Origin of the sequence: Streptomyces sp. NPDC087422 (genome assembly GCF_044744145.1) — a bacterium.
Classification (GTDB): Bacteria; Actinomycetota; Actinomycetes; order Streptomycetales; family Streptomycetaceae; genus Actinacidiphila.
This window is the reverse complement of record NZ_JBIUXT010000008.1, coordinates 166,580-187,335: the sequence shown is the minus strand read 5'-3', so window position 1 is coordinate 187,335 and position 20,756 is coordinate 166,580. Positions and strand designations below refer to the sequence as shown.

17 protein-coding genes and 1 pseudogene are annotated in these 20,756 nt (G+C 74.1%); 6 read left to right on the top strand and 12 right to left on the bottom strand.

Annotated elements, in window-relative coordinates; genetic code table 11:
* Window positions 1-11: 11 nt before the first annotated feature.
* On the bottom strand, window positions 12-1,517 hold the full coding sequence (locus ACIO6U_RS25435; protein ID WP_401722533.1) for a PHB depolymerase family esterase: 1,506 nt from the start codon (window positions 1,515-1,517) through the stop codon (window positions 12-14).
* Window positions 1,518-1,885: 368 nt separating this feature from the next.
* Here ACIO6U_RS25435 and ACIO6U_RS25430 point away from each other — a divergent pair, with 368 nt between their 5' ends.
* Window positions 1,886-2,713, top strand: a complete 828-nt coding sequence (locus ACIO6U_RS25430) for a 3-hydroxybutyrate dehydrogenase (protein WP_355345965.1) — start codon at window positions 1,886-1,888, stop codon at window positions 2,711-2,713.
* A 395-nt stretch (window positions 2,714-3,108) separates the two neighbouring features.
* Window positions 3,109-5,022, top strand: a complete 1,914-nt coding sequence (locus tag ACIO6U_RS25425) for a GAF domain-containing protein (RefSeq protein ID WP_391045659.1) — start codon at window positions 3,109-3,111, stop codon at window positions 5,020-5,022.
* A gap of 64 nt (window positions 5,023-5,086) precedes the next feature.
* On the opposite strand, the gene ACIO6U_RS25420 is transcribed toward ACIO6U_RS25425, so the two are convergent.
* Genes ACIO6U_RS25420 through ACIO6U_RS25400 form a run of 5 tightly spaced genes read right to left on the bottom strand, consistent with a single transcriptional unit; the run spans window position 5,087 to window position 9,982 of the window.
* Window positions 5,087-6,184, bottom strand: coding sequence for a branched-chain amino acid ABC transporter permease (locus tag ACIO6U_RS25420; RefSeq protein WP_401722530.1), 1,098 nt, complete (start codon window positions 6,182-6,184; stop codon window positions 5,087-5,089).
* Window positions 6,181-7,068 (bottom strand): branched-chain amino acid ABC transporter permease, encoded by an 888-nt coding sequence (locus ACIO6U_RS25415; RefSeq protein WP_401722527.1) that lies wholly within the window; start codon window positions 7,066-7,068, stop codon window positions 6,181-6,183. Before ACIO6U_RS25415 ends, ACIO6U_RS25420 begins: the two co-directional genes overlap by 4 nt.
* Complete coding sequence (locus ACIO6U_RS25410) at window positions 7,068-7,919, bottom strand: ATP-binding cassette domain-containing protein (RefSeq protein WP_391045563.1); 852 nt, start codon at window positions 7,917-7,919, stop codon at window positions 7,068-7,070. The genes ACIO6U_RS25415 and ACIO6U_RS25410 overlap by 1 nt, the downstream gene beginning before the upstream one ends.
* On the bottom strand, window positions 7,916-8,668 hold the full coding sequence (locus ACIO6U_RS25405; protein ID WP_391162146.1) for an ATP-binding cassette domain-containing protein: 753 nt from the start codon (window positions 8,666-8,668) through the stop codon (window positions 7,916-7,918). The genes ACIO6U_RS25410 and ACIO6U_RS25405 overlap by 4 nt, the downstream gene beginning before the upstream one ends.
* 3 nt (window positions 8,669-8,671) lie before the next feature.
* Window positions 8,672-9,982 carry a substrate-binding domain-containing protein gene (locus ACIO6U_RS25400; protein ID WP_401722522.1) on the bottom strand — a complete coding sequence of 437 codons (1,311 nt, stop codon included), beginning with the start codon at window positions 9,980-9,982 and terminating at the stop codon, window positions 8,672-8,674.
* A gap of 247 nt (window positions 9,983-10,229) precedes the next feature.
* Here ACIO6U_RS25400 and ACIO6U_RS25395 point away from each other — a divergent pair, with 247 nt between their 5' ends.
* Window positions 10,230-11,003, top strand: a complete 774-nt coding sequence (locus tag ACIO6U_RS25395; protein WP_391045555.1) for a 3-oxoacid CoA-transferase subunit A — start codon at window positions 10,230-10,232, stop codon at window positions 11,001-11,003.
* A gap of 2 nt (window positions 11,004-11,005) precedes the next feature.
* Window positions 11,006-11,656, top strand: coding sequence for a 3-oxoacid CoA-transferase subunit B (locus ACIO6U_RS25390; RefSeq protein WP_355345986.1), 651 nt, complete (start codon window positions 11,006-11,008; stop codon window positions 11,654-11,656).
* 34 nt (window positions 11,657-11,690) lie between these two features.
* On the opposite strand, the gene ACIO6U_RS25385 is transcribed toward ACIO6U_RS25390, so the two are convergent.
* The 4 genes and pseudogenes from ACIO6U_RS25385 to ACIO6U_RS25370 form a co-directional block, all read right to left on the bottom strand.
* Window positions 11,691-12,593: an alpha/beta fold hydrolase gene (locus ACIO6U_RS25385; RefSeq protein ID WP_401722518.1), complete on the bottom strand. Its 903-nt coding sequence runs from the start codon at window positions 12,591-12,593 to the stop codon at window positions 11,691-11,693.
* Window positions 12,594-12,691: 98 nt separating this feature from the next.
* The gene (locus ACIO6U_RS25380) at window positions 12,692-13,417 is read right to left on the bottom strand and encodes an FAD:protein FMN transferase (protein ID WP_401722755.1); all 726 of its coding nucleotides are present in this window, start codon (window positions 13,415-13,417) and stop codon (window positions 12,692-12,694) included.
* Window positions 13,418-13,461: 44 nt separating this feature from the next.
* Window positions 13,462-13,998: an FMN-binding protein gene (locus ACIO6U_RS25375; protein WP_401722515.1), complete on the bottom strand. Its 537-nt coding sequence runs from the start codon at window positions 13,996-13,998 to the stop codon at window positions 13,462-13,464.
* Window positions 13,999-14,065: 67 nt separating this feature from the next.
* Window positions 14,066-14,575, bottom strand: a pseudogene (locus ACIO6U_RS25370) (ferric reductase); the annotation flags it as partial.
* A gap of 117 nt (window positions 14,576-14,692) precedes the next feature.
* On the opposite strand from ACIO6U_RS25370, the gene ACIO6U_RS25365 reads away from it, so the two are divergent.
* Both ACIO6U_RS25365 and ACIO6U_RS25360 read left to right on the top strand, forming a co-directional pair.
* The gene (locus tag ACIO6U_RS25365) at window positions 14,693-15,436 is read left to right on the top strand and encodes a response regulator (RefSeq protein WP_391045547.1); all 744 of its coding nucleotides are present in this window, start codon (window positions 14,693-14,695) and stop codon (window positions 15,434-15,436) included.
* 101 nt (window positions 15,437-15,537) lie between these two features.
* Complete coding sequence (locus ACIO6U_RS25360; protein WP_401722753.1) at window positions 15,538-16,977, top strand: sensor histidine kinase; 1,440 nt, start codon at window positions 15,538-15,540, stop codon at window positions 16,975-16,977.
* Between the two features lie 69 nt (window positions 16,978-17,046).
* On the opposite strand, the gene ACIO6U_RS25355 is transcribed toward ACIO6U_RS25360, so the two are convergent.
* Both ACIO6U_RS25355 and ACIO6U_RS25350 read right to left on the bottom strand, forming a co-directional pair.
* The gene (locus ACIO6U_RS25355) at window positions 17,047-18,780 is read right to left on the bottom strand and encodes a glycoside hydrolase family 9 protein (protein ID WP_401722512.1); all 1,734 of its coding nucleotides are present in this window, start codon (window positions 18,778-18,780) and stop codon (window positions 17,047-17,049) included.
* A gap of 118 nt (window positions 18,781-18,898) precedes the next feature.
* Window positions 18,899-20,524: a fibronectin type III domain-containing protein gene (locus ACIO6U_RS25350; RefSeq protein ID WP_391162137.1), complete on the bottom strand. Its 1,626-nt coding sequence runs from the start codon at window positions 20,522-20,524 to the stop codon at window positions 18,899-18,901.
* Between the last annotated feature and the right edge of the window lie 232 nt (window positions 20,525-20,756).

Here is a 20,756-nt window from a genome sequence, read left to right as displayed (position 1 = left end):
CGCGGCCGGGGTCAGGCCGAGCAGCCGCTGTCGGCGATTACGTAGTAACCGGCCGCGGTCTCCTTCAAGGTGTGCGTGACGAAGACATTCCACAGCCCCATGTTCTGGTTGGAGCCGTTGGCGTACGCGTATCCGCCGCTCTGATGCGCGCGGCCCGCCGCCACCTGGGCGTAGTTCGTGGCGGTGAAGCACTGCCCGGAACCGCCGCCGCCCGACCCGGTGGTGGTCGCCGTGACCGCGCCGGACGCGGCGCCGACCGTCCCGGCAGAGTCGACCGCGGCGACGGTGTAGGCGTACGAAGTCCCCGCCGTCAGACCGCTGTCGGTGTACGCGGCCGAGGTGCTGGTGCCGACCTTGGTCCCGGCGCGGTAGACGGTGTACGAGGCGGCCCCGGTCACCGCCGCCCAACTCAGGCTCGCCGTCGTGTCGGTGGTGCCGGTGACCTTCAGCCCGGTGGGCGCGGGCAGCGCGCCCGTGCCGCCGCCGGAACCGGAGTCCAGGCCCCAGAAACGGGCGGTGTAGTAGCTGGAGCAGATCGTGTCGAGGTAGTACGCGCCGGTAGCGCCGCACTGCTCGGTGCCCGAGCCGGGGTCGACGGCCAGGCCGTGCCCCATGCCGGCGATCGAGTACATCTGCACCGCGGGCTTGCCGGAAGCGTCGTTGTACGTGGTCAGCGTGGTGTTGCCGGGCAGGCTCTGGGTGCTCGACGGGGTCTGGCCGATGCCCCACACATTGGTCCACTGGTCGCGCAGTTCGGTGGCGTTGACCGGGTAGACCGTGTAGTCGGAAGCGCCCTGCCAGATCGCCACCCGCGGCCACGGCCCGGTGTAACCGGGGTAGGAGGCGCGGACCTTGTCGCCCCACTGCGCCGGGGTGAGATTGAGGCTGCCGTACTGGCAACCGGAGGCCGCCGTCTGACTGGTGGCGCACTGCGCGGGCAGCCCCGAGTCCACCGAGCCGCCCGCGAAGACGTCCGGGTAGTCCGCCAGCAGGTCGGCGGTCATGCCGCCGCCCGCCGACAGGCCGGTGACGTACACGCGACGGCTGTCCGAGCCGTACTGCGTGACGGCGTGGCCGACCATCGACACGACGGACGCCGCCTCGCCCTTGCCGCGGGTGTCCTTCGCGGGGTCGAACCAACTGAAGCAGGACAGCGAGTTGTTGGCCGAGCTGGTCTGCGGCAGCACGAGCGCGAAGCCCCACAGGTCGGCGTACTTCTGCCAGCCGGAGTTGGCGAAGTAGTCGCTCGCGCTCTGCCCGCAGCCGTGCAGCGCGACCACGACGGGCGCGTTCGCGGGCAGACCGGCGGGTGCGTACTCGTACATCGCCAGATTGCCGGGGTTGGAGCCGAAGGACGTGACCTGGGTGAGACCGGCCGCGGCGGCCGGACCGGCGGTGACGACCGCGCCGAGGCAGGCGGTGAGCAGGGCGAGGACACCGAGGAGCGCGGTGGTCACGGCGCGGGCGGTACGGGGGAGGGGCGAACGGGCGCTGCCGGGCGGCGGGTTGGGGGGCATGCGGACTCCTCAGGACGGGGGGCGGCTCACGGTCGGCGGACACCGGCACGTCGGACGACAGCGGTAGGGGGCGTTCCTGATGTGACGGGGACCACGTGTCGGCTGGACGGTAGAACCGCCGCGGCGGCCCCAGACACGTGAAGGACCGCCACCCCTGCGCGGCGGAAGTGGGGGCCGCCGCCATTGCGTCCGCCGCGCCGCGGTGCGCCCGGCGGCGCGGCCGGCCGGCCGCCGCCCGCGCCGCGCGGCCGTACCGGCATGGGCCCTGGAGGGCCCGCGCGACATGGCTGCGGACGCCACCTCGGGACGGGGAAGTATGGTCACCGGCCACGTGTGCGGGCCCCCGCATCGTTTCTAGCGTGGCGGCCATGGAGAGCACTCAGAGCCCCGGCGCCGAGGGGCCGCCCGCTGCGCCGCCCGCCGCAGTCACCCCCGACGACCCGCCCGGCGCGCGGTTCCTGGCCGGGCGGACCGCCCTGGTCACCGGAGCCGCCAGCGGTATCGGACGGGCCTGCGCGGTGGCCCTCGCCGAGGCGGGCGCCGCCGTCTACGTGGTGGACATCGCGGCGGACGCGGCCAAGGAAGTGGCGGCGGAGATCGGCGGCACCTGCTGCGTCACCGACCTCGCCGACCCCGCCGCCGTGGACGCGCTGCCCGACGACGCCGACATCGTGGTCAACAACGCGGGCCTTCAGCACATCGCGCCCGTCCACGAATTCCCCCCGGAGCGCTTCGCGTTGATCCAGCGGGTGATGGTCGAGGCGCCGTTCCGGATCCTGCGCCGCACCCTGCCGCACATGTACGCGGGCGGCTGGGGCCGGGTGGTCAACATCTCGTCGGTGCACGGCCTGCGCGCCAGCCCGTACAAGTCCGCGTACGTCGTCGCCAAGCACGCGCTCGAAGGGCTCAGCAAGACCGTCGCGCTCGAAGCCGCGCCGCACGGCGTGACCAGCAACTGCATCAACCCCGGCTATGTCCGCACCCCGCTCGTCGAGGACCAGATCGCCACCCAGGCCGTCGCGCACGGCATCCCCGAGGCGGAGGTGGTGACCCGGGTGATGCTGGAGCGCACCGCGATCAAGCGGCTGATCGAGCCGGTGGAGGTCGCGGCGGCGGCCCTGTGGTTCTGCTCCCCGCACACCGGCTACATCACCGGGGCCTCGCTGCCGCTGGACGGCGGGTGGACCGCCCACTGACCCGCGCGCACCGAGCCGACCGTCGGGCCAGCCACGGGCCGACCACGAGCCGGCCACCGGGCGGCCCACTGATCCGGCCGTCGATCCGGCTACTGATCCGGCCACTGACCTCGCCTTTTACGGCGGCCGGTCGATAGGGTCGGCGTCTGCGGCGGCCGTCGTCCCGTCCCGGCGGGGCGGCGAGCCCCACCGCGCGTCCGTCGCACCAGCCGTGCGGCGCGACGGTCCCGACCGCCGCGCCGCACGGACCGTTCTTCGTCCCTCCGGCACGGTGACCCCTGATGTCCGCAGAATCCGCAGATCCCGCAGCCGTACCGGCGCCCGAGTCCGTAGCGGCACCGGCACCGGCACCCGCCCTCGGGCCCGCGGCCGAGCCCGCGCCCATCGCCCGCCATATGCGTCGGCTGCTCGAAATGGTCGCGGCCGACGCGCCCGCGGAGGACTTCGGGGCGGTCGCCGCGCAGGCGAGGATCAACGGGGCGGGCGCGTCCGACCTGTCGGAGCTGGAACAGGCCACCGGGATCGCGCTGCGGGTCCGCCGGGTGCTGCGGCAGCACCGCCGCCGCGAGACCGAACTCGCCGCGCTCTTCGACACCGCGAGCGACCTGGCCGCGCTCCGCGACCTCGACGCCGTCCTCCAGTCCATCGTGCGCAGGGCCAGGATGCTGCTCGGCACGGACACCGCGTATCTGACGCTGCGTGACGAGGAGGCGGGCGACACGTACATGCGGGTCACCGACGGCTCGGTCTCACCGCTCTTCCAGAACCTCCGGCTGTCGTACGGCGACGGTCTCGGCGGTCTGGTCGCGCTGACCGCCCGCCCGTACGCGACCCCCGACTACCGCACCGACGAGCGCTTCCGGCACACCGGCTCCATCGACGAGGGCGTGCTGGACGAGGGCCTGGTCGGCATCCTGGGGGTGCCGCTGCTGCTCGGGTCCCGCGGCGCGGGCGGTCACGCGGGCGGCGCCGTCGGCAGCGACGTGATCGGGGTGCTCTTCGCCGCCGACCGCACCCCGCGCCCCTTCTCGCCCGACGAGGTCGCGCTGCTGTGCTCGCTGGCCGCGCACGCCGCCATCGCCATCGACACCGCCAAGGCCATCACCGACCTCGCCGAGGCGGGCGCCGTGATCCGCGAGCACGCCGCCGCGATGCAGCGCGCCGAGGAGGCGCACGACCGGCTCACCGACCTGGTGCTGCGCGGCGGCGACCTGTCGGAAGTGGCCGCCGCCGTCGCGGGACTGCTGGACGGCGCCCTCACCATCCACGACCCGGAGGGCCGACGGCTGGCCGCCGTCGGGCGCGGCGGCGGCGACTTCGACGGTCTGCCCCCGCAGCCGGCGGCCCTGGTCAGGCACGCCGCCGACTCGCACGCCGCGGCCCGCGCGGTGTTCCGCGACGGCCGCTGGACCTGCGCCGTGCTCGCGGGACAGGAACTCCTCGGCAGCCTCGTGCTGTACGGGCGCGAACGGCTCGACGACTCCGACCGGCGGCTGTTCGAGCGCGCCGGGGTCGTCACCGCGCTCCTGCTGCTGCTCAGCCGCTCCGTCGCGGAGACCGAGAACCGGGTGCGCGGCGAGCTGATCACCGACCTGCTGACCGCGGCGGGGCGCGACCCGGCCGGTCTCGTCGTGCGCGGTCGCAGGCTCGGCGTCGACCTCGACCGGCCGTGCCTGCTGCTCGTCGCCGAGACCGTCACCGCCTGCCACGACAAACTGCCGGGCGCCGCCGTCCAGTACCTCTTCGGCGGCGACGGCATCAGCGCCGAGCAGTCCGGCACCGTCGTCCTGCTCCTCCCGTACGACGGCGCGCCGCCCGGCGAGGCCGCCAGGGCCGCCGTCGCCCAGCTCGGCCACCTGGTGGGCGCGCCCGTCACGGTCGCCGCGGGCGGACCGGCCGCGGGACCGCGGGCCCTGGCCGACGCCCACGCCGAGGCGCTGCGCTGCCTGCGCGCCCTCCAGTCGCTCGGCCGCGTCGGCGACGGCGCGAGCGCCGACGAACTCGGCTTCCTCGGCGTGCTGTTGGGCAACGAACGGGACGTCGACTCCTACGTCACCGCGACGCTCGGACCGCTCCTCGACTACGACGCGCGACGCGGCACGGAACTGGTCCGTACCCTCGGCGCCTACTTCGCCTGCGGCGGCACCCTCACCCGTACCAAGGACGAACTCCACCTCCACGTCAACACCGTCGTCCAGCGCCTCGACCGCGTCCAGGCCCTCCTCGGCCCCGACTGGAACGCCCCCGACCGGGCGCTGGAACTCCAACTCGCCCTCCGTCTGCACCTGTTGTCCACACCTCGCGGCTAGGAGCGGCGCCCGGCTAGGGGCGGCGCCCGACCGGGACCGCCTCCCGGCCGGGACCGCCTCCCGGTCAGCTCCTCTTCCGCGCCGCCGCGCGCAGCCGTTGCGGCAGGCGGGCCACGCCGCCGGGCAGCACGTAGACGACCACGACGAACAACGTGCCGAGCAGGAACAGGGGCTGGGAGAGCGGGACCCGCAGGACCGAGGGCAGACCGGCGACCGAGCCGGAGCCCGCGAGGTCGCCGAGCCGGTGGTCGGCCCAGGTGTAGAGGACCCCGCCGATCAGCGGGCCCCAGCGCGAGCCGGAGCCGCCGAGGACGACCATCACCAGCAGCGACAAGGTGAAGTCGGAGGTGGTGGTCTGCGGGGTGGCGCCGCCGGTCAGCAGCAGATGGACGATGCCGCCGACCGCGGCCAGCGCGCCCGCCAGCACGAAGGCCGTCAGCTTGAAACCGTACGGCCGCAGGCCCAGCACCTCCACCCGGCGCTCGTTCTCCTTGATGCCCTCCCAGACCCGCCCGGTGGGGGAGCGGACCGCCCAGTGCACGACGGCGACAGTCACCACGAGGTAGGCGAGCGCGATCCAGTAGAGATTGACGGTGTGCTCGATGCCGACGAGTGACGCGGGCAGCCTGTCCGCGGGCACCGCCCGGCCCTCCTCGCCGCCGGTCACCCCGCCCGGGTCGCGCTCCACCAGGATCGAACCGGCCTGCGCGAAGGCGAGTGTGACCATCGAGAAGGCGATCCCGGTCACCCGCAGCGACACCGAGCCCAGCAGCGCGGCCAGCGCGATCCCGAAGAGCAGCCCCAGCACGGCGGCGGCGGCGAACGGCAGCCCGGCCTCGATCATGATGACGTCGGTGGCGTACGAGCCCGCGGCAAAGTACAGCGCGTGGCCGAACGAGAGCAGGCCCGTACGGCCGAGCAGCAGGTCGTATCCGGTCGCGAGCGCGCCGAACACCAGGCACAGGGCGAGGAGTTGAAGGCTGCCCGCGCTGCCGATCGGCCCGTCGAGCAGGCCCGGCAGCGGCAGCGAGCTGTACGGGGCCGCGAGCAGCGCGGCCAGGGCGGCGGCGGGCCACCAGCGGGTGACCCGGCGCAGTTGTCCGGCCGGCGCGGGCGCCGCCTGGACGCGCGGCTCCTCGCGGGTCGGGGTTGCGGTGGTCATGCGAGCCTCCCGGTGGCGCCGTGCGGCCGGAGCAGCAGCAGCGCCGCGAGCAGGACGACGACCGCGAGATCGCCGAGCCCCGACGCGGTGTAGTAGTTGGCGAACTGCTGGACGAGGCCCACGCCGACGGCCGCGAGCGCGGCGCCCGACACCGACCCCATGCCGCCCATGACGACCACGACGAAGGCGAAGATCAGCAGCGAGGTGCCCTGGCCCGGGTCCACCGAGCCGTAGTACAGGCCGCCCAGCGCGCCGCCGAGCGCCGCCGCGGCCCCGCCGATCGCGAAGACCAGGGTGAAGGCGCGCCGGACGTCGATGCCGAGCGCGGTGACCATCGCCCGGTCCTCGACCCCGGCCCTGACGACGAGGCCGTGCCGGGCGCGGCCGAGGAACAGCCGCAGCGCCAGCAGGACGAGCACCGCGGCGCCGACCAGCACCAGCCGGTTGACGGGGACGCGCGCGCCGAACAGCCCGAAGGTGCCGGACAGGGCCGCGGGTCCGGGGAAGGTGCGCGCGTCGGCGCCCCAGATCGCCGACAGCAGCGCGGGCACCGCGAGCCCCACCCCGACGGTGGCGAGGACCTGCTCGCGCGGCCGTTCGTACAACGGGCGGATCAGGGCGAGTTCGAGCACCATCGCGGCGACGGTGCCCACAGCGGTGCCGAAGGCGACGGCGAGGACGAAGCCGAATCCGCCGGAGCCCGCGCCCGGCAGATGCCCGGAGGCGGCCCACCAGGTGCCGTACGCGCCGATGGACAGCAGCGCGCCGTGCGCGAAGTTCAGCACGTCCATCAGGCCGAAGATCAGGGAGAGGCCGGAGGCCACCAGGAAGTACAGGGCGCCGAGGCCGAGACCGGTGGCCGTGAGCAGCACGACGGTCGACATCAGGCGCCCGCCTCCCGTGCCGCGGACGGCGGTGGGTACGACCCGGCCGCGGCCTGGACGTGCGTCCCGGCGGCGTCGGTGGCGGATTCCCTGGCGGGATCGGATGACACGGCCTCTGCCTCTCTCACGTGCGCGTCCGCGCCCTTGCGTCCGACGCCCAGCAGCCTGCGGGTCGCCTCGGGATCGGCGAGCAGGTCGGCGGCGGGGCCGCGGTGCGCGGTCCTGCCGTCCGCCAGCACCACGCAGTGCTCGGCGAGCCGCCGTACCATCGCCAGATTCTGCTCGACCAGCAGCACCGGCACCGCCTGCGCGGCCCGCTCCAGCACCCGCGCCACCTCGGTGACGACCTTCGGCGCCAGGCCCTTGGTGGGCTCGTCGGCGATGATCAGCCGGTTGCCGTTGAGCAGGGTGCGGCCGATCGCGACCATCTGCTGCTGCCCGCCGGACAGCGTTCCCGCGCGCTGCGCCGCCCGCTGCCGCAGCTCGGGGAACAGTTCGTGCACCAGCGCGTAGGCGGGCTCGCCCGCGCCGCGCCGCTCGGCCAGCCGCAGATTCTCCGCGACGGTCAGTGCCGCGAAGACCCCGCGGTCCTCCGGCGCGTAGCCGATCCCTCGCCGCACCAGGGCGTGCGTGGCGAGCCGTACCGTCTCCTGACCGGCGAAGCGCACGCTGCCGCTGCGCGGCACCAGGCCCAGCACGCCGCGCACCGTCGTGGTCTTGCCCGCGCCGTTGCGGCCGAGCAGCGCGGTCACCCCGCTCGCGGCGACATCGAGGTCCACGCCGTGCAGGATGTGACGGCCGCCGATGACGACCTTCAAGTCCCGTACGGCCAACAGGGGTTCGACGGTCACAGCGCCTCCCCGAGATAGGCCCGCTGCACGGTGGCGTCGGCCGTGACGGCCTGCGGGGTGTCGAGCGCGAGCAGGGTGCCGTGGTGCATCACCGCGAGCCGGTCGGCCAGGCCGAGCAGCACGTCCATGTGGTGCTCGACCATCAGGACCGTGCGGCCCTCGTCGCGGTGCAGCGAGCGGATCAGCGCGGTCAGGGCCGGCACCTCCTCGGCGCTGACCCCGGCCATCGGCTCGTCGAGCAGCATCACGCGCGGCTCGCCGACCAGCAGCACCGCCAGCTCCAGCTTCCGTTTCTCGCCGTGCGACAGCGCGCTCGACAGCGCCTCGGCGCGGTGCCCGAGCCCCGTGCGCTCCAGCACCTGCCCGACCTGCCGCGCGTATCCCGCGGCGCGCCGCCAGATCCGGTACGAGCCGCCGCCCGCCGCCTGGGCGGCCAGCCGCACATGGTCGGCGACCGTCATGCCGGGCCACAGACTGGACGTCTGGAACGTCCGCCCCAGCCCGCGCCGCGCCCTGGCCGGGACGCTCTCTGCGGTGATGTCCGCGCCGTCGAGCCCGATGGACCCGCGACTGGCCGGTACGAGACCGCTGATCAGGTTGAACAGGGACGTCTTTCCCGCGCCGTTGGGACCGATGAAGGCCAGGAACTCGCCCTCGCGCACCTCGAAGGACACCTCGTCCACGATGGTCGCGCCGCCGACCGACCAGCCCACGTCACGCAGCCGGAGTACCGGGGCCGTGCTCGTCACCGGTCAGCCCGCCATCTGCTTCGAGGGCGGGTTCACCGCGTCCTTGGGCAGCCTGCTGATCAGCTCCGGCTTCGCGGCGGCGCCCGTGCCGTTCAGCTTCGCCGTGAACATCGGCTGGAGCAGCGCGTGGTCCACCGCCCTGATCTGCTCGTCGCCCTTGGGGCCTTCGAACGACCAGCCCTCCAGCGCCTTCGCCATCGCGGTCGGGCTGTCCGCGCCGCCCGCCTCCACCGCGTGCACGATCATCTGCGCGGCGGTGAAGCCGTCCGGGCTGAACAGGTCGGGCGTGCCGCCCGCCTTGGTGATGCCGTCGAGCATCGCCGTCTCCACCGCGTTGTGCGCGGCGCCGGGGAAGTAGTGCGCGAGGAAGGAGATCTTGGACCCGGCCGCGCCGAACAGCGGGTACGAGGCGGTGCCCGCCAGGCCCGTCACGACCTTGGTCGAGGTCACCACGCCCTGCTGGTCGAGCGCCGTCCACAGCGCGGGCGCGCTGGCCCCGGCCCAGGCGACGAAGACCAGATCCGGTTTCTTCGACTTGACCTGCTGCGCGAACGGCGTCAGATCGCCCGCGCTCGGCGGCGCCAGCACCGAGTCCACGGTCGCGCCCTGCCCGCCCAGCACCTCCTTCACGGCGGTGACATTCGCCTGCCCGAAGGCGGAGTTCTGGGTCAGCACGGTGACCCTCTTGCCCTTGGAGTCGCCCAGCAGCGACCCGGCGGTGAGGATGTCCTGGTACGACTGCCTGCCGGAGCGGAAGGTGTACGCGTTCACGCCGGTCAACGCGTCGGTGGCGGCGGGTCCCGCGATGTACAGCACCTTGTTCTGGGCGGCCAGCGGGGCCAGTTGGAGCGCCACGCCCGAGTCGGTGGTGCCCGCGATGATGTGCGTGCCCTTGCCGATCAGGGTCTTGGCCGCGGCGACGGCCTTCGCGGGGTCGCCCGCGTCGTCCTGCTCGACCACCTCGATCCGGTGGCCGCCCGCCGTGCCCTTGCCGTGAGTGGCGTACGCCAGACCGGCGTTGAAGCCGTCCAGATACTGCTTGCCGTAGGCGGCCAGCGGCCCGCTGCGCGAGTAGACCAGGCCCACCTTGACCGCCGAGTCGCTCGTGCCGTCGGAGGACTTGGCGCTGCCCGCCGTCCCCGCGGCGCTGCATCCGGCGAGCAGCACACCCGCGGTCAGCACGGCCAGCGCCGGTACGGTCCGCGTACGGAAGGCGCCCGGCCCGTTCGTCGGGCGCGGCCGACGGGACGCGGCCGGATCGCTCGAACGGCTCGCTCGGCTCGATCTGTTGGTGCTCGATGTGCTGCGACGCATGGCGACCGGCTCCCGGGGAGGTGGATTGTTGCGCAAACCGTAGAAGCGCCCCGCCGAACCGGACATGTGGGCGGCACACGCTCCTTCCCCGCGAGCCATGTCGACAGGGACCATGGCGGCGCCGCTGCGCCGTCGCAAAGGTGACAGGGCGGGCGCCAGGGGCCGGTCACGCCCGGCACGGCGGCCCGACGCACCCTCAACTCACGCTCGACACACCCTCGATGACCCCTGCGGGGAAGGCGGACGCATGGACAAGGTGGTGGCCTCGGCCGCCCGCGCGGTGGCGGACATCCCGGACGGCGCGACACTCGCCGTCGGCGGATTCGGCCTGTGCGGCATCCCGTCGGCGCTGATCGCGGCGCTCGCCGCGGCGGGTCCGACGGATCTGCGGGTCGTCTCCAACAACTGCGGAGTGGACGACTGGGGGCTCGGCCTGCTGCTCGGACTCGGCCGGATCTCGCGGGCCACCTCCTCGTACGTCGGCGAGAACAAGGAGTTCGCCCGGCGCTATCTGACGGGCGAGCTGGAGGTGGAACTCACCCCGCAGGGCACCCTCGCGGAACGGCTGCGCGCGGGCGGCTGCGGCATCCCGGCCTTCTACACCCCGGCGGGCGCCGGCACCCAGGTCGAGGAGGGCGGCCTGCCCTGGCGGTACGCGGCGGACGGCACGGTCGCGGTCGCCTCGCCGCCCAAGGAGGTACGGGACTTCGGCGGCGTACGCCATCTGCTGGAGGAGGCCATCACCGCCGACTTCGCGCTGGTCCGGGCGGCCGTCGCCGACCGGCACGGCAACTGCGCCTTCCACGCCGCCGCCCGCAACTTCAACCCGCTGTGCGCGATGGCCGGCCGGATCACCCTGGTGGAGGCCGAACGCATCGTGGAACCGGGCGAGTTGCCGCCGGACGCCGTCCACCTGCCCGGTGTGTACGTCGACCGCGTCGTGGCCGCCGATCCGACCGACAAACGCGTCGAGCGACGCACCGTCCGTACCGCCCACGCCACCTCCGACCGGGAGAACTGACCGTGCCACTCGACCGCGACCGACTCGCCGCCCGCGCCGCCCGCGAACTGCGCGACGGCCAGTACGTGAACCTCGGCATCGGCCTGCCCACGCTCGTCCCTGGCCACCTGCCCGCCGGGACCCAGGTGGTGCTGCACTCGGAGAACGGCGTCCTGGGCGTCGGCCCCTACCCGTACGACGGCGACGAGCACCCCGACCTGATCAACGCGGGCAAGGAGACGGTCACCGTGGCACCCGGCGCCGCGTACTTCGACTCCGCCGCCTCCTTCGGCATGGTGCGCTCCGGCCGGATCGACGTGTCCGTGCTCGGCGCCATGCAGGTCTCCGCCCGCGGTGACCTGGCGAACTGGATGATCCCCGGCAAGATGGTCAAGGGCATGGGCGGGGCCATGGACCTCGTGCACGGCGCCCGCCGGATCGTGGTGGTCATGGAACACACCGCCAAGGACGGCTCCCCGAAGATCGTCGGGGAACTGACCCTGCCCGCCACCGGCCGCCGCGTCGTGCACCGCGTGATCACCGACCTCGCGGTCCTCGACGTCACCCCCGAGGGACTGCGGCTGGCCGAACTGGCCCCCGGCGTCGGCGTGGAGGAGGTACGGGCGGCGACCGGGGCGGACCTGCTGGTGCCGGACGCGGTGGCGCGGGGCTGACCGCCCCGCGCCGTACGGGCCGCGGCCCGGAGGATCAGCTCCGGGCCGCGGCCGCCGTGCGCCGTACCGCGTCCGTCAGGTGCCCGGCCACCAGGCGGGCGCCGGGCCCGCCGAGCAGCACCGAGTAGTGGTTGACGCCCGGGACGAAGTGCAGGGCGATCCCCTCCGCCACCAGGCCGCTCGCCGCGATCACCTCGGGCGCGTACAGCCCGGTCGGCTCGTCCGACAGCCCCCGCTCGGCCCACAACAGCCGCGTGGGGACGGTGATTTCGTGGATCGCGGCGAAGACGTCCGGGTTGCGCAGCTCGTCCGCCGCGTCCTCCCGGATCGCGTCCGCCCGGCACGCCGACCTCAAGTGCGGTGCCTCGCCGGTGAGATCGCGGTCGAGATACGCGGCGAGCAGCGGCCCGCCGAGCGTGCTGAACGCCGGGTGCTCCGCCCAGAAGGCGTGGTAAGCGGCCCGGTCGGCGAACTCCATCTCCAGCTTGCGCATCGCGGGTCCGACCACGGCGTGCAGCACCGCGTCGATGTCCACGCCCGCGGGTACGGGGAAGCCCAAGCCGCCGTCGACCAGCACGAGTTCGCAGTAGCGGCCCGGATCGCGGCGCGCGGCGACGCACGCCGCGTAGCCGCCCATGGAGTGCCCGGCCAGCACCGCCCGTTCGACGCCGAAGCGGTCGAGCACCGCGAGCATGTCGTCGGCGTGCCGGGCCATCGAACAGGCGCCCGCCACCTCCCGGCTGAGCCCGCGCCCGCGCAGGTCGGGCGCCAGGATCTCGACCCCGTCGAGCGCTTCGGCGACCTGCGCCCAGGCCAGGCCGTTGCTGGCGATCCCGTGCAGCGCCAGCACCACAGGGCCGCCCGCGGGGCCCGGCCAGCGCCGTACCGCCAGCCGTCCGCCCGGCACCTCGACGCCGACATCCTCGAATTCCCGCATGCGCGCTCCCGCGATCCGCTCGCGCCGTCCCGTACGGCCCGAGCAGGATAGGGGCCGATCCGGCGGCCGGGCATGGGCGCGGCCCACACAGCGGGGGTTCAGGGTGTGTGGGCGGCGGTGGTCACGCCGTAACCGGCGGTCTGCCATGTGGCGCCGTCCGCCGCGACCGCGAAGCCCTCGGTGTCGGGGAGGGATTCGAGCCAGCGGCGGGCGCGGGCGGGACCCATCGCGTAGCCGGCGGTGGCGCGGGCGTCCGCGTCGGTCAGGCCGCGGCAGACCACGGTGAGGGAGGCGAGCGCGGGGGCGGGCGGCTGATGGGTGAAGGGGTCCAGGATGTGGCAGCCGCGCTCGGCGGGACCCGAGGTGGCGACGGCCAGTTCGCCGTCGGTGTGCACCACGCGGACCAGCGCGCCCGGCCGCAGCGGGTCGGCGACACCGATCCGCCAGGGGCCGCCGTACACCTGTACGTCGCCCCCGCCGTTGAGGCACACCGCGTCGGCGCCCGCGGAGGCCAGCATGGCGACGGCCCGCTCCACCGCCCACCCCTTCACCAGCCCGGTCGGGTCGAAGCCGCCCGCGTACCCGGTACTGAACCAGCCGTGACTGAGCCGTCCGGCCGTCTCGCACAGCGCCAGCACCTCCCGCACGTCGGGGGAGCAGGCCGACATCGTGAGTGTGCCGGCGGCGAGCCGGCTGATCTGGCTGTCGGGGCGGTAGGTGGAGAAGACCTCGTCGACGTGGTGCAGCCAGGCCGCCGCCGCGTGCAGCGCCGCCGCCACGCGGTCGCCGCCGCCCCGCACGTCGAAGGAGAAGACCGTGCCCATCGTGTGTTCCACCCGGCGCGGCCGGGCCCGCGTGTCGGACACGGTCAGCCCCCCGCCTTGTCCAACGCGCTCTGGAGCGACCGCACATACCCCTCGCTGGTGTACGTCGCCCCGGACACGGTGTCGATCTTCGCGCTCTGCGCGGCCAGCGTCTCCTGGGTGAGCTGCGGGATCGCGAAACCGGAGATCTCACCGTCCCTGGGATTGTCGTTCGGCAACTGAACGGCCTTCACCGCGGTGATCTTGCCGCCGGTGAGGGTGAGCCGGAGCTGGACGGGACCGTAGCGGGTCTGCGCGGTGTCGCCGTCGACCGTCCTGGTGCCCGAAGTCCCCTTCGAGGACGAGCCGTTGGACGAGCCGTTGGAGGAACCGCTGGACGAGCCGCTGGACGGGCCGTTGGAGGAGCCGGACGTCCCCGACGTCGCGGACGGCGCCGGTGCGGGGGCCGCGGAGCCCGCGGCCACGTCACCCGCGCTGGCCGTCGTGTGCGGCTTGAGGGTCAGCAGCACCACCACACCGGCGACGGTGGCCAGGGTGCTCAACAGGACGCGCCGCAAAGGGCGGGCGGGAAAGGCGCTCATGGACGGCTCTCACCTCGGTTCACCATCTGGCTCACGGCACGGCTCACGGCACGGCTCACGGCATGGCTCACAGTTCGAAGGACTCGTGATGGATGTGGCGGGCCGGGACACCCGCCGCGCGCAGCGCCTCGTACGACGCCCGCGCCATTCCGGGCGGCCCGCACAGGAACACGTCGTGCCGCGCGATGTCCGGCAGCGTGGCGCGCAGGGTGTCCGCGCTGAGGACGGGCCGCCGGCCGTCGGGCGCGTTGACCGCGAAGTGCAGACGGGCGCCGCGCACGGCGGCGATCCGCTCCAGTTCGCCGCGCAGCGCCAGATCGGCCTCGGTGCGCGCCCGGTAGACCAGCGTCAGGTCGCCGGGCCCCGCGGGCAGCGACTCGAACAGCGCCCGCAATGGGGTCACCCCGACCCCGCCCGCGAGCAGCAGCACCTTCTGCCGGGTCCTGCGCTCCGCGGTCAGCGCGCCGTACGGTCCCTCGGCCCAGATGCGGGTGCCGGGCCGCAGCCCGGCCAGCGCCGTACTGTGCTCGCCCACCGCCTTCACGGCGGCCCGCGGGACCCGTGGTGACGGCGCCGCGCGGGCGGCTCGCTCACCGATCGGCGACAGGACTCCCACGACCCACAGGACTCACAGGGAACGCAGAGGCGCCCGCCCTCGCCGCGCGACCGCCCGCCGGGCGATGCTGGAAGGACCATGGACATCACAGACAGCGCGGCACCGCACCCCCTCGCCCACCCGGACGGCTCTCCGGTCCGGGTCCTCGTCGTGGACGACGAACCCGACCTCGCCGAAGTGCTGTCCGGTGTCCTCGCCTACGAGGGCTGGCAGGTGCGCACCGCCGGTGACGTCGCCTCCGCGGTCGCCGAGGCGCGGGCCTTCCGTCCCGACGCGGTCGTGCTCGACGTGATGCTTCCCGACGGCGACGGCCTGTCCGTACTGCGCCAACTCCGCGCGAGCCAGCCCGAGGTGTGCGTGCTGTTCCTCACCGCGCGCGACTCCGTCGAGGACCGGATCGCGGGTATCACGGCGGGCGGCGACGACTACGTCACCAAGCCGTTCAGCCTGGAGGAACTGCTGGCCAGGCTGCGCGGACTGCTGCGCCGGGCGGGCATGACCAGGGCGCGCGGCGACGCGGCCGTCCTCACCGTCGGCGATCTCGTGATGGACGAGGACGCGCGGGAGGTGACGCGCGGCGGGGCGGTCGTCGAGCTGTCCCCGACCGAGTTCGAGCTGCTGCGGTACCTGATGCGCAATCCGCGCCGGGTACTGAGCAAGGCACAGATCCTCGACCGCGTGTGGTCGTACGACTTCGGCGGCCAGGCGCATGTGGTCGAGCTGTACATCAGCTACCTGCGCCGCAAGATCGACAGCGGGCGCGAGCCGATGATCCACACGGTGCGCGGCGCGGGCTACCTGCTGAAGGCGCCGCCGTGGTGAGGCGGCCGTCGCCGCGCACCGGCCGTCGCTCCACGCCGCTCGCTTTCGCGTCGCGGGTCCTCGTACCGCGCACGCTGCGCGCCCGGCTCACCTGCGGCCTCGTGGTGCTGCTCGCGCTGAGCTGCGCCGCCGTGGGCATCGCGGCGGTCGTCGCACTGCGGTCCTTCCTCGGCGAACGGCTCGACCAGCAGCTCTCGGAGGCCGGGGGCGCGTTCCCCGCCAGCCTGGAACACGCGCACGGCGCGGGGGAGCCGGACGCGGACAACGTCCATGTGGACACCCGCCGCCAGGCGCGCGGCACTTTCGGTGCGCGGCTGCTCAAAGGCCGGGTCACGGCCGCCGCCGTGGTCCGCGCGGGCACGGACACCACGGTACGGCTGACCCCCGACGACCGGACCGCCCTCGCGGCGGTCCCCGTCGACGGCCACTGCCACCGGGTCGATCTGTCCTCGCTCGGCGACTACCAGGTCAAAGCGGTGGCGGGCGACGACGGGGACGTCCTGATCACCGGGCTGCCCCGGCAGGGCATCGAGGACGCCGAGACGCGGCTGATCGCGGTGGAGGCGGCCGTCTTCGGCGGCGCGCTGGTCGTGGCGGGGGCCGCGGGCGCCTTCTGGGTGCGCTGGTCGCTGCGACCGCTGCGCCGGGTGGCCGCGACCGCCGCCTCGGTGACCGCGCTGCCGCTGGACAGCGGAGAGGTGGCGCTGCCCGACCGGGTGCCCGACACCGACCCCGGGACCGAGGTCGGGCAGGTCGGCGCGGCCTTCAACCGCATGCTCGGACATGTCGAGGGCGCGCTGACCACCCGGCACGCCAGCGAGGAACGGCTGCGGCGCTTCGCCGCCGACGCCAGCCACGAACTGCGCACCCCGGTCGCCGCGATCCGCGGCCACGCGGAGCTGGCGCAGCGGCACCCCGGCCCGGTGCCGCCCGGTGTGACGCGGGCACTGGACCGGATCGCGGCGGAGTCCGCGCGGATGGGCGGCATGGTCGACGACCTGCTGCTGCTCGCCCGGCTCGACGCGGGCCGCCCGCTGGCCCGTGAGCCGGTCGACCTGACGCGCCTCGTCCTCGACGCGGTCGACGACGCCAGGGCCGCTGGCCCCGGCCACCGCTGGCTGCTGGACCTGCCCGCCGAACCGGTCACCGTCACCGGTGACGCCGCCCGGCTCCAGCAGATCACCGGGAATCTGCTGACCAACGCCCGTGTGCACACCCGCGAGGGGACCCGCGTCACGGTACGGCTGCGCCACGACGGCGCCGCGACCGTCCTCACCGTCGCGGACAACGGCGGCGGTGTCCCGCCCGCCATCCAGCGCACCGTCTTCGAACGCTTCGCCCGCGCCGACCACCACCGCGCCGACGACCGGCGCGCCGACCCCGCCGCCGGCCACGGCGCCGGTCTGGGCCTGGCCATCGTCACGGCGGTCGCCGCGGCCCACGGCGGCACGGTCACCCTCACCAGCGAGCCGGGCGACACCTCTTTCACGGTGACGCTCCCGGACGCGCCGCCCGAGCGGCCGGGAGCGTCGGCGGTCTGACGCGGGGTTCCGGGAGGCTTCCCGCGAGGCCGCCGCGCCGGTCCGGACACCGCCGCCCCGGCCGTTTCCTCAGCGGGCCGACGCCACCGCCAGCAGGAACCAGCCGGTGTGCGGGATCCACTGCTCGGCCCAGCGCCAGACCTCGTCCTCGGGGGCGTCGGCGGGAAGGAAGGCGATGTCGTCCTCGTCGGTCCAGCCGGAGGTGATGCCGTTGACGATGCCGCCGGGGATGTTGGGGAAGTCCGACTCGTAGTCGACATTGTGACGGCCGCGGCCGTGCAGCATCGAGACGTCGAAGGGGTTGCGGCCGGTGATCCAGGCGAGCTGGTCGTCGGCGAAGCCGAGCAGCAGGTCGCGGTCGGCCTCCGCCGTGCCGGGCAGGTCGGCGCAGGTGTTCGCGGCGGCGGCCAGCGAGGCGATGGTGGCGTTCTCGCCCTGCCACCAGTAGCCGGTCTCGTTGTCGTGCGGGAAGAAGAAGGCGTCGCGCGGTGTGCCCCCCGCGGGCTGCACGCGCTGTCGGGGATAGCCGAAGGGATTCGGCACCGAACGGGTCCTGGCCACGGTGTCGAGCACGGCCTCCAGGGCGAGCGCGCTCGCGGCCCCGGCCTCGGGCGCGTCCGGCAGCACGGCGGCGAAGCGGGCGAGGGCGAGCGCGGGCAGCCCGGCCTCGGCGGCGTGGAAGAACGGCCGCCCCTCGGCGTCCGCTCCGAACCAGCCGGGGCCGTGCGCGGGCCGTACGTACCGCGCCAGCAGCGACCGTACGCGCAGCCGGGCCGCGTCCCGCGCCGCGGCCGGGACCGTACCGCCGCCCGCCGCGACCAGCTCGCAGGCGGCCAGCAGCGCCGTGTAGTCGTCGAGGACCGTCTCGGCCCCGCCGACGACGTATTCCGTGTTGTGCGCCTCGAGGTGCGTGAAGCCCTCGACGGCCGCCGCCAGGTACTCGGGTCCGGTGAAGTCGCCGTGGTCGTCCAGGGTCGAGGCGCGGGCGAGGGCCGCGATGGCCAGGCCGCCGCCGTGCCGGTACGCGGCCTGGTAGCGGTCGGTGCGCACGCACTCCGGGAGCGGCGCCGTCACGACGCGTTCTTCGAGCCGCTTGGTGAGCGCGTCGAAGATTCCGGTGTAGAAGTAGCCCTCGGGGGAGCGGAAGCGGACCAGGAAGTCGGCGCCCCACAGCGCCTCGTCGCGCAGCCGCGCGCTCAACGAGCGGACCAGCAGTGGGTGTCGCTCGGCGACCGCGTCCCGCGCGGCCATCATGGCCCACGCGCACAGCGGGATCTGCTGCGGACTCATGGTGCGGGTGTACGTGAGGTGGCTGAGGAATTTGCTGGTGTCGCCGCTCGCGTCGAGCCAGCCGCCGCGCGCGTCGACCTCCCGGCCGCTGTCGTCGCCCCACAGCGCGGCGCGCCGGTCCTTGCGGTCGATCTCGCCGCTGGAGCGCATCGCCTTGAAGTACGCCAGCACGTCGGACATCGTCTGCCGCTGGAGCCGGTCGGCGGCCACCTCGAAGTCGTCCGAGACACAGGTACGGCCGCGGCCGTCGACCAAGCGGACCGCGTACCGGCCGGGCGCGAGGCCGGTGGGCAGCGGCACCCGGGCGAAGGGACCGCCGTGCCAGCCGGGCACGGACTCCAGCGGGCCGGGTTCCAGCTCATGCAGCGAGCCGCCGTCGGCGCCGAGCAACTGCACGCGCCGCGGGGCCCTTCCGTCGGGCAGGACCGCCACGACCGCGGGTGCGCCGCCGAGTCCGTAACCGAGGTGCGCTACGCGTACCGCCGAGGTCTCCAAGCCGGTTTCGATGGGCACCTGCGGGCACCGTCCCTTCTCTCGTGCCCGCAAAGGTATGCAGTGGACTGCTATTGGTCAACAGTGATCGTCGGGGCGGCCGGGCACGCGCCCGGCCGCCCGGGAACAGCGCGCGACCTCAGTGCCGGCCGCCGTCCGACCGCTTGCGGTGCAGCGTGAACGTCTCGAAGACCGACAGCTCGCCGTTCGGCTTGTTCACGTTGTAGTACGTGACGTGCATCCGCGTGGTGTCGCCCGCGTGACGGCCCGGATCGACGGTGAACGCCGCGAAGCCGTAGGGGTGGTCGACATCGCGCACGCCCGCCCAGACCGCCTGCTCCCGCACGTACGTGGCCGTCCGCTTGCCGTTGGAGCCGGGCGTCGAGGAGACCGCGGTGATGACCTTGCCGGTGCCGTCCTTGAAGAACGACTGGTTGGTCGTGCCCGAGACCCCGCCGCCGCCGAGCACCATGTGCACGGTGCCGAGACCGGTGTCGATGTCGTCGGTGGCGTGCGACACCGGGTTCGGCGTCAGCGTCTCGCTGCCGCCGACCACACCGCGGACGGCCAGCGACCGCTCGTAGTTGTGCTCGTGGCCGCAGACCACCAGGTCGACGCCGTAGCGGTCGAACAGCGGCCCGTACTTCTCGCGCAGGCCCAGGTCGGCGCCGTTGGCGTCCGTCGAGCTGACCATCACCTGGTGCATGGCGACGACCACCCAGTCGATGTCGCGGTCGGCCCGCGCCGTCCGCAACTCCTTCTCCAGGAAGGCGAGTTGACGGCCGCCGGAGTAGCCGTTGATGTAGACGTCGCCGCCGTCCTGAAGGCAGTTGTCGTCGTTCTGGAGCACGATCACCCGCACCGAACCGGCGGTGAACGCGTACCAGAGGTTGGCCAGTTCGCGGTCGCTCTCGGTCGACGGGAGCTGGAAGTACGTCTGGTACGCGCCGAGGCCGAGCGGGCCGTTCGCGGACTCGATCTCGTGGTTGCCCGCGGCGGGCATCCACGGCCGGAAGCGCGCCGAACGGCTGTTGTTGGTGAAGAAGTTGTTCCAGGTGCGGACCCGGTCGACGTCCAGATTCGCGTAGCACAGGTCGCCGTTGAGCAGGTGGAACAGCGGCGCGACCTGCTCGATGCCGGTGACGATGTCCTTGGTGGCGGGCGTGGAGTTGGCGTCGAGGCCCACCGCGCCGGTGCTGGTCCAGGTGACCTGCGGCGCCGACTGGTCGCCGAAGCTGGTGAAGGTCAGCGGCTGACGGCCGCGCGGCGCGGTCCTGAAAGTGCCGCTGTCCGGCGCGGCGCCGTCGTGCGACACCAGGTACAGGTACTCGGTGCCGGGCGAGAGCCGGTCGATCGCGGCGTGGTGCACGTACACGACCCGGCCGGACTTGCCGTCGCTGTAGGAGCGGGTCCGCGCCGAGGCGACCGACCCCAGACCGTGGCCGATCGTGCCGTACCGCACCCGCGGGCGCTTGACCGGGCCGTCGGTCAGCCAGGACACCACCATCTGGCTGCCGGGGTCCTTGCCGAAGGTGAGGTGCAGCCCCTGCACCGGGGACGCGCCGCTCGCGTCGGGCGTGGGGTGGAAGGCGGGGGCGGCGCTCGCTGGTGTGCCGGACGGGGACGGCGCGGCGGCGGACGCGGGGCCCGCGGTCAGCAGCGGCGCCGCGACCGCGCCGACACCCGCGGTGCCGAGCAGGCCGACGGCCGTACGGCGGCTGAGGCGGTCTCCTGACGGACCCGGTGTCTCCATCTGTGCGACCATCGTTGCTCCTTGGTGCGGTGCGGGGTCTCGCGACACGAACCTCCGAAGGCTCCCGCCCGTCGGCGACGGCCAGTTGAACGCCGCCTGTCGCACACGCGGCGGAATCCTGTGACCCGCCGGGCGCGGCGAGAACCCGCCCCCCCGTCGGGCGAACGGCCGTGTGCGCCGGGCCTGTTCGTGACGCGTACCGCCCGCTGTCACGCGCCGGACACCGGCAGGTCGCCTGTGGTCG

Excerpts from the sequence above, each read along its gene's own strand:
- ACIO6U_RS25375 (WP_401722515.1), bottom strand. The coding sequence starts at position 13,998 with ATGAGCGCCTTTCCCGCCCGCCCTTTGCGGCGCGTCCTGTTGAGCACC.
- ACIO6U_RS25425 (WP_391045659.1), top strand. The coding sequence starts at position 3,109 with ATGCGTCGGCTGCTCGAAATGGTCGCGGCCGACGCGCCCGCGGAGGAC.
- ACIO6U_RS25430 (WP_355345965.1), top strand. The coding sequence starts at position 1,886 with ATGGAGAGCACTCAGAGCCCCGGCGCCGAGGGGCCGCCCGCTGCGCCG.
- ACIO6U_RS25365 (WP_391045547.1), top strand. The coding sequence starts at position 14,693 with ATGGACATCACAGACAGCGCGGCACCGCACCCCCTCGCCCACCCGGAC.
- ACIO6U_RS25380 (WP_401722755.1), bottom strand. The coding sequence starts at position 13,417 with ATGGGCACGGTCTTCTCCTTCGACGTGCGGGGCGGCGGCGACCGCGTG.
- ACIO6U_RS25350 (WP_391162137.1), bottom strand. The coding sequence starts at position 20,524 with ATGGTCGCACAGATGGAGACACCGGGTCCGTCAGGAGACCGCCTCAGC.
- ACIO6U_RS25420 (WP_401722530.1), bottom strand. The coding sequence starts at position 6,184 with ATGACCACCGCAACCCCGACCCGCGAGGAGCCGCGCGTCCAGGCGGCG.
- ACIO6U_RS25400 (WP_401722522.1), bottom strand. The coding sequence starts at position 9,982 with ATGCGTCGCAGCACATCGAGCACCAACAGATCGAGCCGAGCGAGCCGT.
- ACIO6U_RS25395 (WP_391045555.1), top strand. The coding sequence starts at position 10,230 with ATGGACAAGGTGGTGGCCTCGGCCGCCCGCGCGGTGGCGGACATCCCG.
- ACIO6U_RS25385 (WP_401722518.1), bottom strand. The coding sequence starts at position 12,593 with ATGCGGGAATTCGAGGATGTCGGCGTCGAGGTGCCGGGCGGACGGCTG.
- ACIO6U_RS25435 (WP_401722533.1), bottom strand. The coding sequence starts at position 1,517 with ATGCCCCCCAACCCGCCGCCCGGCAGCGCCCGTTCGCCCCTCCCCCGT.
- ACIO6U_RS25415 (WP_401722527.1), bottom strand. The coding sequence starts at position 7,068 with ATGTCGACCGTCGTGCTGCTCACGGCCACCGGTCTCGGCCTCGGCGCC.